Below are 15978 nucleotides of genomic sequence, written 5' to 3'. Positions count from 1 at the left end.
TAAATAAATCATATGAAGTCATTACCAATCCTTATCAGATTTTATTGTTAAATCGTAGGCTAAAGGCTCTTCAATAATTTTTTTAATCTCTTCTAATTTATTAGTTTTCCCAAGCGCCCACATCAATTTTGCTATGATGGCTTCCGTATTCATATCTCCAGACAATATTACTTGATGTTGCGCCACTTTCCGTCCTACTTCATAGAGAAGTATGTCTTCTCCTTCTTCCAGGCATTGAGTAGTAATCACTACAGCAATCCCCATTTCAGTCAACTCTTGAATTTTCGAAAGCAAGTTCCTTCCTTCAAAAGGTAATCCACCGTTTCCAAAACTTTCAATAATAATCCCTTTATACAAATCTTTTAAACAATCAAATACCTCAGGCTTTGTACCTGGATACAATTTCATAAGAAAAACATCCGTACATAAATTAGTATTTATTGAAAGTTCACTATGTGAGGAAGTTGGCTTCCAATGATATTTCACTTCATCTTCATTTACCTCAGCAACATATGGATAATTCACACTTTCAAATGCATCATAACTTTTTGTTCGCATTTTAACTGCTCTCGTCCCAATAATCACCCTACTATCAAAAACAATAAACACACCGCCAACATCCTCACAGGCAAACCTAAGAGCATCAGCTACATTTTTTTTTGCGTCTGTCTTTTTAAAACTAATAGGTACTTGTGAACCTGTTAAAACAACTGGTTTTCTTAAACCTTGCAGCATATAAGATAACGCAGAAGATGTATAAGCTAACGTATCCGTTCCATGTGTAATCACAAACCCGTCATAGTCATCATAGTGATTAAAAACAGCATTAGCTATTTCTTTCCAGTGCTCAGGTTGCATATTGGTACTATCAATATTCATTAAGATTTTGCAATCTATTTCTAAGTTTCGAGAAGACTTCGAAAAATAATTCAATAATTCCTCAGCGGACAATCCTGGAACAAGCCCCTCATTCCCCTCCACAGATGCAATTGTCCCACCAGTTGCAAGTAATAAAATTTTCTTCATACACAACCCCTCCATAAAATAAACAACGATATAGCGTTCGCGTAATGCGTATTTATATTTATCATTATAGAACTTAATTTGAATTAATCAAGATTTTGTATTCAATACGCGTACTTTTTTCTATTCTTGATTCTTTTTCTATGTTATAATTAATTTAATAAAATTAGATGGGGTATGAGACGAATGCTGGAACGTTTATCTAAATTAAGAAAAAATCAAAAATGGTCCTTACAAGAGACAGCAGATCGACTTGGGATTGCGAAAAGCACCTATGCCGGGTATGAAAATGGTTATAGATTACCTTCATTACAATCTTTATCAAAAATAGCCGATTTATTTGATACATCTGTAGATTATATATTAGGCCGAATTGAACATTCACATCAAAACAAAGATGTAATTGATATTACAAGACTCCTAAACGATCCAGATCCAACACTTTTAATAGATGGAGAAGCACTGTCAACAGAAGAGATAATAGATTTTATTGCTTTTGTGAGAAGTAAACGAGAACTAAGTTCCAAGAGAATAGAAAATATTGAACCAACATGTAAAAGTTGATTCAATAAAAAACGAAGACACTGTACTCTTTAAACTTAGAAATACTTAGACAATTAATTTGCAAACGGTTTATATAATGAATTCTTAGCAGCTGGCCTCATTCGGGGACTTATACTTGGAAACAATCCCATTGGTTATATGATTCAATTATTTTTCATCATTTGTATAGTGGTAGCAGCTATTTTCGGAGGTTTCACATCCAATAAATCAATTATCATGAAACAAGGATTTCTCGCTATTTTAGCGTTACTTGCCCTTTTATCTGTCATATAGAACTAAAACTTTTCAATAAAGGAACTCACTTTTGAAGAATACGCCATTCTTTCTGTAGATTTATAAGAAAGAATGGCGTTTTTGTATGTCTATTTCTGTATCGAAAGAATTTGAAAGTATAACAGAATTTAAACAAGAATTAGCAAAGTATATAAAATACTATAATCATGAAAGAATCAAGGAAAAATAAAAGGAAATGAATCCAGTATTGTACTAGGCTCATTCCCTAGAGGCTACTTAATAAAACGACCTTTCTAACTTTCGGGGGCACAGTCTAGCTGAAGTGCTACAAGCAACGAATTTACTACTTTAAAGTTAAGTGTTTAACCTTGAAGTACTGAAATTCTTTTTTTCCAGACAAAACATACATTATATCTTGATGCTTTATTGTCCTCTTATAATTATGTGGTATCGGGAATTTGTTTCGTTGTTCTTTTATTATAATTATGATTACTATAAGTGATAAAGCTACAGGTATAAAAACGATTAACAAAGCATCTTACTATTTATGAAATTCTTTGTTAATCGTTTCTCTTCTCCCTAATCTCCTGCGAGACTATATTTTTTTGTTAAAATTTTCCATATATTATTTGATTTATTCTGTAACACCAGATTGGGTTACTTTTACATCAGCTGTTACACGAAAACGTAAATGTTTATAGGATTCTTCCCATTCTTGACTGTTCCATTTTCTTACGTGAGTTCTACCAAGCTTTCTAAGTCCTATAGGATCTGTGTCTTTTTTAATAAATCTCTTTATCAATGTAGTTGCTTTTTTTTCTATTTCTTTTTCCATAATTTTTTCTAATTTTTTTATTTCTTTAGGATTATCTAGATTTTTTGTTTTTGTAAATTCTTGAATTTCAGCTTTAACTTGAATATGAGCATTTATGAATGGATGCTTACTATTCCCCTCCATCTTATATTTTGTTCTAGCTTTTATATTCTCTATCGTGGCGTAAGTATTTGAGGAACCAGGTAGTTTGAATTGGTATGTACCTTGTTTAAAATTATCTGTCAACAATTTAAATACAAATAAATCTTTAGGGTTTACTTTATCAACCATTTTACATCTTTTAAAAAGTGCTATTCCATCTAACTCCAACACATTACCTTTTTTAGATATTATCGGTAAATATGAATCTCTCGCATCATCATTAAGTTGGTTTAAAAACATAAAAAAATTTGTTTTTGGCTGCGTTCCATTATCCATATTTTGCTCCAGTAAAGAGGATAGATAGGAAGCAATTTCTTTTTCTTCAGAATAATTCCCCTTTAATAGTGATTCCCCTTTTACATTTGTAATTGCTAAATAAATTGCATTTCCTACACTAGGATTTCGGTTCAAAGTCTCTAAAATTTCCTGCATTCCCTTATCAATTATTTTTTCATTAAATATAATAACACGCAATTGCCCCAACTCTAGAGGTCCAGAAGATTTTTCGGATGCTCTTGCAAGAACTTCTCTACCAGTCTGGCCTGATGCTGAATAGATTTTCGTTTCACCTTCCCCGCCTCCTTTATAAGCTGAAATCGCAAAGGTTCCTTTTAGCTTACCTTTTGCTTCGGTATCATATGCCGCAACTTGAACTAAGTCAATGTCATCCACAATTTTCGTTTTAGCACAACCTATTAAGAAGACACTTACTATAAGGAAAAGTATCCATCGCTTCATGTTTTATCTCCTTAACTTTATTTTGGCGGTTTGAATTAGCCATAATATAGGTAGGTATACATATATATATACAAAGCCAATTTGACCTGTCCAAGTATTTAATAAGTTAATTTTATTACGGTTATTCAAGAAAAATGATAAAACAAAGATGAACAGGATGATAACTGGCAAAACATATTTTTGCTTTATTCCCAGTGCCTCTTTTATACCACGACTTACTCCCCATAATGTAAAGGAAACATTGGGTAATATAAAAAAAGCCCAAACAGAAACAATAATGTATTCAAACCGCTCTATAAAGGGAAATTGTATAATTTTAATCATGCTTAAATATGCCCATATCGCGCTCGCTAGTTGTTTTTCACTAAAAAACGCAAGAGTTAAAATCATAAGGTATGTGTAGACAATAGTCGTTACTAAATTTGCATAGTGCGCATATTTTTGAGACGTTCTTGCCTTTTTAATAAATGGGTAGTATAACAATAACATTTCAAATCCAAAAAAACTAAACATATTTCCTTTCATTCCTTTCATAATTTCTAGGAATGAATGCTGTGCAATTGGAAATAAATTTTGGAAATCTGCATACTGCAAAGGATAAAAAAATGTGAAGATTAGAATGCTTGGGATAACGATTCCAAAGAAGCCGATTCCAGCAACTACACGAAATCCTCCAGTCACAATGTAATAACATAGACCCAAAAAAGCCCCTGCTATAATCCAAGATGAAATGGAAGGAAACATCCAAACATGTACTACTTCGATATAGGTATGTAGTGTTGTTGCACCTAACAATACAATATAAGATAAAAAAATGAAGTTGAACAATCCACCAATCCATTTTCCAAGTACGTCTTGATTGATTGCAATGATATCTCCATTACCCTGATTTAAAATCTGATATATGATCCAAATCATAAGATTAACAGATATTCCAAAAAGCAGCGTGCTAATCCACGCATCATTTCCAACTAATTTTGCACTAATCCTTTCAAAACCAAGCATACCAACCCCCATCTGTATAGTAATAATTAAAAAAAACACCATATATGGAGAGACTTGATACTCAATTGGGATCTGTTTCATAATGCTCCTCCCTGTTAATTTCAATCATCAAAATCATTTCGTGATTTAATTTTATTTTTCTCTACCTCTTCTGGATTAAAACGAAAACGCTGTTTAGATCTTGAAAAAATAGGACGTCGAAACATCGCTGAGATCGGCAAACGGATAATGCTGTCTTTCCAATCTGTAGGGCGTGTAGGATAAAAAGGAAACAAATAAGGACGTCTTAATGATTCTGTACGTAATAAACGTGCTAAAAGCAAAGAGCTTGTTAAAACAATTCCTAATAAACCCAACAGGTGTGCAGATATTATAAAAGGAAAACGAATTACTCGAATTGTATTACCAATTCGATATATTGGTGCTGTAAATGAGCTAAGAGCTGAAAGTGCAACAATAATAATAAGTACATTACTTGTAAGACTTGCCTCTACAGATGCCTGCCCAATTACAATACCACCTACTATACCGACAGTTAGACCCACTTTAGTTGGTAAACGTGCCCCCGCTTCTCTCAGTAATTCAATCGTTATTTCTAAAAAAAGCGCTTCAATTAATGGAGGAAAAGGTACTTTACTTCTCGATATGATTAACGTTTCAAGAAGTTCTTTTGGAATAAGCTCGTAATGATATGTTAAGATTGCAACATATAATGGAGTCGTTAAGACAGAAAACATAAAAGCAAAAAGCCTTAATAGACGAAAAAAAGAGGCAATAATCCAAGGCATGGTGTAATCTTCTGTGGTAGAAAAAAAGTCAATTAATGTTGTTGGAAGAGTGATTGCATAAGGTGAGCCATCTACAAAAAGTGCAATTTTCCCTTCTGCCAATACAGCTGCTACACGGTCTGGTCGTTCTGTATTCAAAAATTGAGGAAATATAGAATTCGGGTTGTCTGCAATTAACTGCATCAAATACGTGCTATCCAAAACGTGGTCTGTTTTTATTAGACTCACCCTTTTTATAATTTCTTGTAGATTTTGATCATTTACAATTCCCTCAATATATACAATCGCAACGGTTGTGTTAGATAGAGAGCCTACTTTCAATTCCTTCATTTGTAAATAAGGTGTTGGAAGCTTTCTACGTACTAAATTTAAGTTTACATCTAAATCTTCAACAAACGCGATTTGTGGACCCACGATATTGTATTCAATTTCAGCTTTTGTAATATCTCTTTTTTCTTTCTTTGCCACATTGATTAACAAGCCATTTAATTTATCTGTATCGAACTGAATAAGTATATAGCCGTTTAAAATACTATCCTGAATATCTTCCATTTGATTTGTTATTTTTGAATTTTCAAAGGGTAAGACAGACCGAATATCTTGTAATGAATCGAAGCTCTTCTCTTTTATATAAGTTAAAACCTCTTCATGAAATATATTTACATCGATTAAGGTTCTAAAATATGAAATGACTATAGAGGATTTGTTTGAAGCGATCTCCAACGTTATAAAATCTTTAGATTTTTTTAGTAATTGCATTAATTCCTGCAAAGATTTTATAGAGTGAACAGGTACTTTTTCATGTGGTTTCAATTGATAATACCCTTCCTTTCAAAAAGAACCTATATATAGTTTTTAGAAATTTCTATTTTAAAAATGAGGGATATTTATATGTCAATATGCTCCTTAAAAACAATGCCTTTTTAACTAACTTAACCAAAATTAGTTAAAAAATGTATTACAAGTAAAAATTTGAAATGTCTCCAAGAAAAATTACAATATTAAAAACATCCTTTCTTTTGGTTCTAAAGAAAGGATGTTTTTATAACAGGCTTTTTCAAGTGTCTATTCTATAGGGTACATTTACCAGTGTTCTTCTCTTTATTATTTCATTAAGTAACATTGGCATTACATTCTGTATGGTTTCTTAAAAAATTTCAGTAAGAGAATATCTTAATTTTGAAGTGTACAAATAGGGAGAGTGACTTCAACTGTAGTCCCCTTATTCATTTCACTCTTAATAAATATCTTTCCCTGATGTGTTTCAATGATTTTATAACAGATCATTAATCCTAAGCCAATCCCCTCTTCTTTAATACTATAAAAAGGTTCTCCGAGGTATGGTATACGTTCTTTTGGAATCCCACACCCTTGATCGATAAAACGAATGCTTACTTGATTATTATCAAGTATATTTATTTGAATCAGAATTTCCCCTCCCATCGGCATAGATTCAATTGCATTTTTTAATATATTAACAAATACTTGTTTTAATTGATTTCCTTCACATGAAATCAATGGAATACCAGGGTTAAGATCGATTCTAAATTTTATATTATGCATCATTGCTTGAGGTTGTAGTAGCATTAAAACTTGATCCATTAGCACACTAATGTTATTAGGTTGCATTTTTACTACCTGTGGTTTGGCTACCGCCATAAATTCAGTTGTTATGCTCTCTATACGCTCAATCTCTGATGATACTATATTAATATAACCCTGATTATTCTCATTTTCCGTTGATTTTAGTAATTGCATGAACCCTTTCATTGCAGTTAATGGATTATTAATCTCATGAGCCATTACAGTCGCTAATTGTCCTACAACAGCAAGTTTTTCAGATTTTCGTAATAATTCTTCTGTTTTTAGCCGTTCAGTGATATCACGAGAAATACTTAGAAAAACTTTTTTACCATTTAAGTTAAAAACACGAACACTAAACTCAGTTGTTATTACTTTTCCTGTTGGAAAAACATATTCATCTTGCAAAGTGAAGGAAGTTTGTCCTTTTTTAATTTTTTCTAATAACCTTACGATTATTTGAGAATCTTGTGGTACTATATTTGAAAATGATAATGAAAGCAACTCTTCTCTACTATATCCAAATCTTCTACACCCAACAGGGTTTACCTCAATAAATCGACTTGGAGTATTATCTTCATTCAGCTCTACTACATATACCGCATCAGTTGCTTGTTCGATTAGTGCACGGTACTTCATTTCACTATCTCTTAATTGCTGGTGTAATTGATGCCGTTCTCTTTCTGCTTGTTTTCTTTCAGAGATGTCTCTACATATTGCTGATAAAGCTATCACATTTCCTCTTACATCTAGTATAGGAGAAACTGTCAGACTGATATCAAGAAGACTCCCATCGCTCCGTTGTCTAACAGTTTCTAATCTAGTAACCACCGATTCTCCTGTTAGAATTTTCTGAATATTTTCAAGTGATTCTTCCATTAAAAAATCTGGTACACAAGGTAATCTCTTACCTATGATTTCTTGTGATGACCACCCAAATATCTTTTCATAAGCTTTGTTGGCTTGTAAAATATGCCCTTCTCGATCAGAAATGGTAATAGCATCTAGATTGTGCTTTATAAATGATTCCAATAATTCTTTGGTAGCGCTTAATTCTGATTCTACCTTTTTTCTTTCGGTTATATCAACTGTAGAACCAACAACTTCAATAACTTGTCCATTTCGTTTAATCGGCCTAAGCGCAATAAGAATAATAGTTTTATCATTTGGCCAAGGTAATTCAAATATAATTTCTTTTCCTTCCCATGCCTGAAGATAGTACTTCATCAATTGTGGAACTAAATGTGGAGGAACAATAGAAGCATCAATAGTACGTAAGCTTTTTCCTACCACCTGTTCAGAATAAAATCCGTTTTGATAATAAAACTGTCCATCACATAAAGTGTGTATAAAGTGCTTATCCACTTTTTTAAATTTAAAAATTCCTCCTTGAAGCTCATGTACGGTATCTGCAAGTTCTTGCTTCGATTTTTTTAATTCTCGATTCATTTTAGATAAGTCCTGTGTTAAATAATACAATCTCTGGTAGGCTTCCATAAGAAATAGCCCAATTAAAAGTCCTAACGCTATATATAATAGGCCTCCTGTGTAAAGTAATGTAGTATTAAATAATACGCCAACTAACCACTTTATTCCAATAAAAACAGAAAAATATAACGATGCACTTTTAAAAGGATGTAGTTTTTTAAAATAAGTTTTAAAAGTAGAAAATAGAATCCCCATACATAAATAAGCAATCACAGGAGGTTCCCAATACTCTCCAATGTAAAAAATACGCATTAATATTATGCTAATTAGCGTAATCCAACCAGCAATACGACCAAAGTAAATAAAAGATAGAATAAGAGGAACAACTCGAAGATCGTAAGAAAATCCCATGTATGGAAAAGAAAAGAACATTAACGTAACTGCAATAATCCCTCCATAGAGCTTTTCGAAATATCGACTAGAATTAATTGTAAACACTTGAATAAATATTGCTGCGCTAACTAATAAAGAAAAAATAGAAAGGTTGATGAAATAATCTTTAATAATCATGTAATGTCCCTCCTTGCATTAAGTGTATTCGACAAAAAAGCTAAAAATCCTACAAATTGTATAAACAGTTCAAATGCATAAATTTTAAACTAGGATAAAATCTGGAAAAGTAAATAAGGAACACAGCAGATGGGATATTTTAATGAAAAATAGTTCAAAAAAGATAATAGTAACCGTTGACTACTATTATCTTTTTTCTTTAAGTTATCGTAATACGTATGAAACTCTAAGGGACGTGGTATGTCATTTCATCAAACAATGATTATATACTGAGTCATGAATATAGAAATTTCAGCAGTAATTTTTGAAAAATAACATAAAAAACAAAACTATCTTTGAAAATGGAAAAAATCTATATGAATGTCAACTAATCTATGTACAAAAACGTTCACTTAATTTTGCATAAAATCACTCGACTTAGGAAGCTAAGTAGTTCTTCAAGGTCGATAAGAACACCTGTAGATGCTTCAGGATAACTACATAATTGTATGGGTAATGTACTTGAAACCTTTCGGTAAAACCATACACATAATACAACTAACTCCTTGGTTCAATATTTACTTTTTCGCTGAACAAATTCTTTTTCTTGAGCAAAATATTCTAGGATATAAGGAGATTTTTCGATTAACTTGGTGTCTAGTTTATTCTCCAGCTCCAATTACTTCGTTACTTTCAGATTCAGTTCATTATATTTTGTACTTTGTCTTTATACACAACATATTCTTTACCATCCACTACTGCTACTACCGCAAATTCATCATTTGGATTGAATGAAAGCCAATCAGCCCACATGTTAGTATTAGCCCCTCCACTCCACATATTATGAACAGTGTTTTTCGTTAAATTCATAACTTTATAAGACGCATTTGGCGCATTTGTTCCAGTCTTTATTTCAAAAGTGTATGCGTTATGAATTTTTTTATAAAAGTAGAAAACGTTTGATGGACGAAGCTGATTCAAAAAATCCTGTTCTTTTTTCTCTGCAATTTTTATCCCTTCTTGCAAAGTGACAACATCTGTTTTTAATGTTTTCCAACTGTTTTTCGCTGCATTCAAGCTAGGGGTTAAGAATTTATATTTATTTTGATCAGCTTTTTGATCAGCTTTATCAATATGTCCCAGTACACCCGAATATTGAGAATCTAAATCCTCCCATTGCGTAGACATATAAGTAAGAGCAGTGATAGCACTATCAAGCATACTATGCATATCACTAATATTATGAAATGCAACTCCAACTACACGATTCAATGTTATTTTATAATCTACAGTCTGACGCAATTTTGCTAATTCAGGTTCTAGCCAACCTAACTTACCTCTTGCATCACCTATCATTATGCCACCAGCAATTAAGGTTGGAATAAAGGGGATTTTCACCATGTCTACCCCCTTAGATTCTATGTCTTTCTGATATTTTACTTGTCCTAAAAGGTCCTCTAGACGCTTTTGGTCAGCCTCCACATCGGCACCTTGGTTTTTTAAAATCGATTGCAATGTCTCTTTATGACTTCCAAATGTTCTAACATCTTCTCCAATAGCATTTTTTAATTGCATTAATTCTTCTATTAATGCTTTTGCAGACTTTTGATTTTGTTGAATTCCTCCCTGTAAATCTGTAATCCCTTTTTTTAAAGTATCTCCATTTCCAGTATTGATCGCCTCTACTAATGTTTCATAATAATTTTCAAATTTTGTATCGTATTCTATAATGCCTGTCAATGTATCTAAAAGCTGTTTTTTTACTTGTGTATTCCATGTAACAGCATGTGCTCTTGCATTCTTTTGATCTTGTACAATTTTACTAGGTAAATCCGCATTTCCATTAATAGTTATTCCTTCAAAACTCACATCTGGATTATTAATTAGCAAATAAGAATATTCATTCATAGCTTTTGCAAATAAACCAGCATCTTGCAAAGCTTTTTTCATCTGTTCTTCATTTGCTGAAAGAGACATATTTTCAGTGTTCGTTTGTTCAATTTCAATTGCAAAAGTTTCTAGTGGTATGACTGCATAAGTAGTTGTTATAGTTAAAAACGCTGATATAGCGAGTAGTTTATTAGGGATTTTTTTCATCATTTCGTATTCCTCCTATATAAGGTATGGTTTCAAGTTCTAATCTTATTAAAAAGCGATGTCTTTCAAAATGAGTTCTACATCTTTTATCAGTATCGTTTGAACTTTCTTTAGCATCCTTCAAATCATTAAGTATTAAAGAAAATGTATATAATCTACTTCAAATTAACCGATTCTGTTGCAAATTTAAAAAAAGCAATTAAACTACAAGGTTATTTTTTATTCGAATCATACTTATATATAATTGAAAGGCGAAGTCTTTAATGAGACTCCGCCTTTCTGTTATATAAGGATTTATTAATTATTACTTTTCTGTTTAACAGTGTAATCATAGACTTTCCATGTTTTAGTTCACTTTACAACAGAATTAATATTTCCCTATTTTTGTGGAGTAACAGTTTCCACTTTTAATTCCTTTATTCCTTCTTTTAATGTAACAGCATCTGTTCGTAATGTTTTCCAACTGTCTTTCGCTGCATTTAAATTAGGCTTTAAGAATTTAAATTTATTTTGATCGGCTTTTTGAGCTGCATTCTCAATATGCCCTAGAACGCCCGAATATTGAGAATCTAAATCATGCCACTGCGTGGACATATAAGTAAGAGCGTTAATAGCATCATCAAGCGCCTTGTGCATTTCATTAATATTACTGTAAGCAACTCCAACTACACGATTTAAGGTTACTTTATAATCCACGGTCTGACGTAATTCTGCTAATAAAGGCTCTAACTTACCTAAATTATCCCTTGCTACTCCGACTATAATACCGCCAATTATTGGTAGACCCAAAATAGCACCCTTCATTACATTAAACCCATCAGATTCTAATTGTTTATAATAGTTTACTGATCCTAATACTTCTTCTAGACGCTTTTGATCGGCATCAACATCTGCACCTTGATTTTTTAAAATTGACTGCAAGAGCTCTTTATTACTTCCAAAAGCTCTAACATCATGTCCAATAGAGTCTCTTAATTTAGTTAATTCTTCTATTAGTTGTTGTGCATACTTTTGATTTTGTTGAATTTCACCTCGCAAATCTGTAATCCCTTCTTTTAAAGTTTCTCCATCCCCTGTATTAATCGCTTCTACCATTGTTTCATAATAATTGTCAAATGTTGTATCGTATTCAACAATACCATTCAATGTATCTAAAAGCTGTTTTTTTACTTTCGTATCCCAAGTAACAGCATGTGCCCTTGCATTCTTTTGATCTTGTACGATTCTACCAGGTAAATCTACATATCCATTAATGGTAATTCCCTCAAAATTCACATCAGGATTCTTAATTAACATATAAGAATAGGCATTCATAGATTTTGCAAATAATCCAGCCTTTTGCAAGGTCTCTTTCATTCTCACTTCATTTGCAGAAAGAGCCGTATCTCCATTGTTCGTTTGTTCAATTTCACTTGCAAAAGTTGTTACTGGTGAAACTACATTAGCAGTTGTAATAGTTAATAGCGTCGATACAGCGAGTAATTTGTAAGGGATTTTTTTTATCATTTCATTTTCCTCCAATTTAGGTGTTAAATTTCAGTTCTACTCCTGTTTAAAAGCAATATCTTTTGAAATGAATTCTGCATCTTTATGAATATCATTCCAACTTTCTTTAGCGGCTTTTAAATCATCTGGTATTAAAGAGAATTTGTGGTCTTGCATAGAATCGATATTATCCAGTAAATCTGTATAATTTGCGCCCATTGTATTCCATTGCTTTTGAATATTTGTTAGAGACAATATCGCTTGATCTACAGTCTGATATAAATATGCCAATGTTTCTTTCGCGTTAGTAAGCGAAAGAACTGCTTGATTAGCACGATCTGCTTTCATACTTAATTCTCCGATTTTATTAGAAATTTCATTATAGGAGTCCATATGCTTAGATGCTGTGACACCAGCCGCAGTTCCTAGACCGATACCAGCTGCACCAAGAGCCGAGAGTCCACCAACAACAGCCGGTGTTGCTGTACCGCCAGTTACAACAATAACTACCGCTCCTCCAATAGCTGCAATAACTAAAATAGCTGCTCCCAATCCACCACCAATTGACCATGCTAATACATCATCAAAATGTTTTTTCTGAGTAGAACGAAGTTGCTCAATTTCAGCTTGAAGTTGTGGAATCGTTGCCTGTTGACCTGCTAATATTGCAGTTAATCCACCTTTCCCATCTGGACCACCAACATTATTTTTAAAATCTGTAGAATTTTGATATAGTTTCCCTTTGAAGTCTTGTAGCATCTTAATCACATCTGTAACTTCTTTTGAATTTGTATTGATTGTAGTAATTAAATCATTTATACCCTCTTTTAGACCTGCCTTATCTTTCTTTTGTACAGTTTCTACTAATGTGTCGTAATAATTTTGAAATTGTTCATCGTAATTTACAATATTACGAGCAGTTTTTTGAATCTGTGGCTTCGCTGTATCTAACCAGTAATTCGCATTGATTCGTGACAGCTCTTGATTAAGGTGAATATTTTTGAGCAACTCTCCCCCCTCTGAGCCTAAATCGATATTAGATAAATTTACATTTGGTTGCTTAATCATTGTTTTTGCGTATAAATCCATTACTAGAATATGAGACCCTGTTTCAGCTAATGCTTTCTTCAGTCCTTCGGGGCCTAATGCATAATTGCCTACTTTTTGTTCTTGAGCGGTCGTTTCTTGTGCAAATGCATGAATAGTGTTACCGGTAGTAGCAGTTATAACAGTTGCTAATGTAGCTAAAGTTAGTACTTTGAATGGAAATTTTTTCATGACTATTCTCCTTCTTTCGCTAAATGCTTATAATCTTTATGAATTCCGAAAAAAACGAAATATTAAAATTTATATACTTGTTCTTCAAGGTAACTTATTACATTTTTTAATTGTCTTAATGTATCTTTTTGAGACTGCTCGCTAGTTGTATCAACATTAGTAGATAATTTTGTAATGCTATTTTTTATTAGATTTAAATCTTCTTTATAGCGCTTTAGTAGATCAAGTTCTACATCTACTTGATTTGCAAACGTATGCAAATCATTTTGTGTAAGAAGAAGCATTGATTTTTGTAAATCAGCTATTGATAATTTCGTTGTTAAATCATATATTTTTTGATTTTGTTTCTCTAAATCATCTAAATATGCTCGCTGTTCTGCTGTTAATTTATTTACTTCAGCAAAAACGCCAAATGTTTTCTTAATCTTTTCGGTATCAATGACCTTCATCAGGTCATACTCTTGTGTTTTTGCTGCGGCTGCGGCTGCTATTTCACCTTGTTTGCTTTTCTCAATTGCTTCACGAGCTGCTTTTTTTGCTGATTCAATCTCTAGAGCAGTTTTACCTTGTTCTGTCGCTTCTTGCGCCGCTTTTTTCTCAGCTTCTAGAATAGAGTTGTTAATTTCTTTTCCTTTGTTATACGCTGCCACCCCTGCTTGAGCAGCCGGTTCAATAATTTCTTTTGAAAGACTATAAACTTCTTTGAATATAGCAAATCCCTGTTCATTTAAAGCCCCTGGTATTAATGCAATTTGCTGTAAATCATTTTGAATTGCTTTTTTGGTATTTAATATTTCATTTTTTAACTGGTCTATTTTTCCTGTTCCGTCTGTACTTAGTATGCCTTGAGCAGTTGCCACATTGGTATCAAAATCTTTTAATTTTTTATCAAGCTGTAATTTAAGATCTGTTAATTCATTGATTTGCCGTTGCGTATTTTCTTGATTCGTCATAGCCATTTCTTGAAGTACTTCAAGTCTATCCGAAAACCCTTCTCTATCTTCTTTATTGTCTACAAACGATTTTAATGTCGGGTAATAGCTATTAAATTTTGTTACAAATCCTTTACTTTTTGAATTTAATAGAATTAACTGTGGATAGAGTTCCGATGACCATTCCTTCATATCTTGTTTGATTAGGAATTGATTGGTATTTAAAGCTGGGACTTCCTCTAGCTGTACATTAGGACTCATTAAAGATTGATCAATATACGTTTGGATTAATTTAGATTGCGCACCTAATTTTCGTAATGATGAAGAAATATCCATGCCTTCCTGTTGAGTTTCCGCTTGAACGATTGGTGTTGCGAGAGTATTGATAGGAATAGTTGCTCCAGTTACTATGGATGTTATTAAAAATCCTGTCATTATTTTAGTTTTCATTCCGTACACTCCTTTACCATTGTTTTTATAACTTAATTCATATAACTTGTACGACCGCTCTCGTTGTAAACTGGATAAGAAGGAAAAATCTATCAGATACGTTAATATCGTTGTTTTTTATTTCTAATAGGATGTAAAGATTTTATTTATCTCTCATTTCGATACTCTATTTTTTTAAATATAAATAACAAAAATTTATTAACTATATTTGAATCAGGCACCCTATGAGTAGTAAATTATTAATTCTTTCCTAAAGTTGCGGTTTAACTTACAGAATCGTGAGGATCAATAAACCACTGCTTACAGTTAATCTTGCCATAACATTGTTTAATTTAAATTTAATAATATTACTCTTAGTTTTATCAGCAAACTCCTTACTAGACTACAAAAGATGGAATTATGCTGTACATCGCTTATACTTTTATTGCGGAATAACTTCACTTTTGTTATGCAGAAACTTAGAACACGTTTATTACAAATTTGATTCTTGACCTCTTGTGGATAAATTTACTATTTAGAAAATTATTAACAACATAATGTTACTTACAACTTCACTATAATTCCTATTAGCGTAACCTTCTCCTTTCTGTCTGGTCATACCAGTTATGTTGTTCATTAAAACATTAAATTTTTAATGCGTAAATAGAAAAATTTTGTCGATTAAGCTCGATAATTTACTGTTAAATAAAAATATGCCCCGAAAAAAATTATATAAATATAGTTATTCATAAATTTCATTTCTGTAATTGTAATGATTACAAATTAATGTGTATACGGTTAAAAATAACTATTTTAGCTCAACCAAGAAATTTTATTTTAGAAAAAATACTTATAGAATAATATAATAGGT

The 15978-nt window shown here is 32.1% G+C and carries 10 protein-coding genes and 4 pseudogenes; 3 read left to right on the top strand and 11 right to left on the bottom strand.

The features are described from left to right. Positions 1–21 precede the first annotated feature (21 nt). Positions 22–1026, bottom strand: coding sequence for an asparaginase (gene ansA, locus ACTFRM_RS10070; protein WP_000722302.1), 1005 nt, complete (start codon positions 1024–1026; stop codon positions 22–24). 183 nt (positions 1027–1209) lie between these two features. Here ansA and ansR point away from each other — a divergent pair, with 183 nt between their 5' ends. From ansR to ACTFRM_RS10055, 3 genes and pseudogenes are all read left to right on the top strand, one after another. Further along, positions 1210–1587: an HTH-type transcriptional regulator AnsR gene (gene ansR, locus ACTFRM_RS10065; RefSeq protein ID WP_000893569.1), complete on the top strand. Its 378-nt coding sequence runs from the start codon at positions 1210–1212 to the stop codon at positions 1585–1587. 57 nt (positions 1588–1644) lie between these two features. Continuing rightward, positions 1645–1860, top strand: a pseudogene (locus ACTFRM_RS10060) (DUF1304 domain-containing protein); the annotation flags it as partial. A 103-nt stretch (positions 1861–1963) separates the two neighbouring features. Continuing rightward, positions 1964–2050 (top strand): annotated as a pseudogene (locus ACTFRM_RS10055) (IS3 family transposase); the annotation flags it as partial. A 125-nt stretch (positions 2051–2175) separates the two neighbouring features. On the opposite strand, the pseudogene ACTFRM_RS10050 reads toward ACTFRM_RS10055, so the two are convergent. From ACTFRM_RS10050 to hblC, 10 genes and pseudogenes are all read right to left on the bottom strand, one after another. Continuing rightward, a pseudogene (locus ACTFRM_RS10050) lies at positions 2176–2308 on the bottom strand (excinuclease ABC subunit C); the annotation flags it as partial. A gap of 147 nt (positions 2309–2455) precedes the next feature. Next, positions 2456–3535 (bottom strand): Ger(x)C family spore germination protein, encoded by a 1080-nt coding sequence (locus tag ACTFRM_RS10045; protein ID WP_000832873.1) that lies wholly within the window; start codon positions 3533–3535, stop codon positions 2456–2458. A gap of 3 nt (positions 3536–3538) precedes the next feature. Beyond that, positions 3539–4621, bottom strand: coding sequence for a GerAB/ArcD/ProY family transporter (locus ACTFRM_RS10040; RefSeq protein ID WP_000809697.1), 1083 nt, complete (start codon positions 4619–4621; stop codon positions 3539–3541). A 20-nt stretch (positions 4622–4641) separates the two neighbouring features. Then, on the bottom strand, positions 4642–6141 hold the full coding sequence (locus tag ACTFRM_RS10035) for a spore germination protein (RefSeq protein ID WP_000802295.1): 1500 nt from the start codon (positions 6139–6141) through the stop codon (positions 4642–4644). Positions 6142–6501: 360 nt separating this feature from the next. Then, the gene (locus ACTFRM_RS10030; RefSeq protein ID WP_059303663.1) at positions 6502–8907 is read right to left on the bottom strand and encodes a PAS domain S-box protein; all 2406 of its coding nucleotides are present in this window, start codon (positions 8905–8907) and stop codon (positions 6502–6504) included. Positions 8908–9337: 430 nt separating this feature from the next. Continuing rightward, positions 9338–9565 (bottom strand): annotated as a pseudogene (locus tag ACTFRM_RS10025) (hypothetical protein); the annotation flags it as partial. A 20-nt stretch (positions 9566–9585) separates the two neighbouring features. Continuing rightward, positions 9586–10986 (bottom strand): hemolysin BL regulatory component HblB, encoded by a 1401-nt coding sequence (gene hblB / locus ACTFRM_RS10020; RefSeq protein ID WP_440043274.1) that lies wholly within the window; start codon positions 10984–10986, stop codon positions 9586–9588. A 375-nt stretch (positions 10987–11361) separates the two neighbouring features. Continuing rightward, a complete protein-coding gene (gene hblA / locus ACTFRM_RS10015; RefSeq protein ID WP_000591977.1) occupies positions 11362–12489 on the bottom strand; it encodes a hemolysin BL binding component B in 1128 nt (375 codons plus the stop codon). Positions 12490–12525: 36 nt separating this feature from the next. Then, a complete protein-coding gene (hblD, locus tag ACTFRM_RS10010) occupies positions 12526–13746 on the bottom strand; it encodes a hemolytic enterotoxin HBL lytic component L1 (RefSeq protein WP_000714435.1) in 1221 nt (406 codons plus the stop codon). A 62-nt stretch (positions 13747–13808) separates the two neighbouring features. Then, positions 13809–15128 (bottom strand): hemolytic enterotoxin HBL lytic component L2, encoded by a 1320-nt coding sequence (gene hblC, locus ACTFRM_RS10005; RefSeq protein ID WP_000850223.1) that lies wholly within the window; start codon positions 15126–15128, stop codon positions 13809–13811. Between the last annotated feature and the right edge of the window lie 850 nt (positions 15129–15978).

This window comes from Bacillus cereus group sp. MYBK227-1, from assembly GCF_051916325.1.
GTDB classification, from domain to species: domain Bacteria; phylum Bacillota; class Bacilli; order Bacillales; family Bacillaceae_G; genus Bacillus_A; species Bacillus_A cereus.
The sequence above is the reverse complement of the archived record's forward strand: the minus strand, read 5'-3'. Positions and strand labels throughout refer to the sequence as shown.

Coding starts and splice junctions, on each gene's coding strand:
- ansA (WP_000722302.1), bottom strand. CDS start 1,026: ATGAAGAAAATTTTATTACTTGCAACTGGTGGGACAATTGCATCTGTG.
- ansR (WP_000893569.1), top strand. CDS start 1,210: ATGCTGGAACGTTTATCTAAATTAAGAAAAAATCAAAAATGGTCCTTA.
- ACTFRM_RS10045 (WP_000832873.1), bottom strand. CDS start 3,535: ATGAAGCGATGGATACTTTTCCTTATAGTAAGTGTCTTCTTAATAGGT.
- ACTFRM_RS10040 (WP_000809697.1), bottom strand. CDS start 4,621: ATGAAACAGATCCCAATTGAGTATCAAGTCTCTCCATATATGGTGTTT.
- ACTFRM_RS10030 (WP_059303663.1), bottom strand. CDS start 8,907: ATGATTATTAAAGATTATTTCATCAACCTTTCTATTTTTTCTTTATTA.
- hblB (WP_440043274.1), bottom strand. CDS start 10,986: ATGATGAAAAAAATCCCTAATAAACTACTCGCTATATCAGCGTTTTTA.
- hblA (WP_000591977.1), bottom strand. CDS start 12,489: ATGATAAAAAAAATCCCTTACAAATTACTCGCTGTATCGACGCTATTA.
- hblD (WP_000714435.1), bottom strand. CDS start 13,746: ATGAAAAAATTTCCATTCAAAGTACTAACTTTAGCTACATTAGCAACT.
- hblC (WP_000850223.1), bottom strand. CDS start 15,128: ATGAAAACTAAAATAATGACAGGATTTTTAATAACATCCATAGTAACT.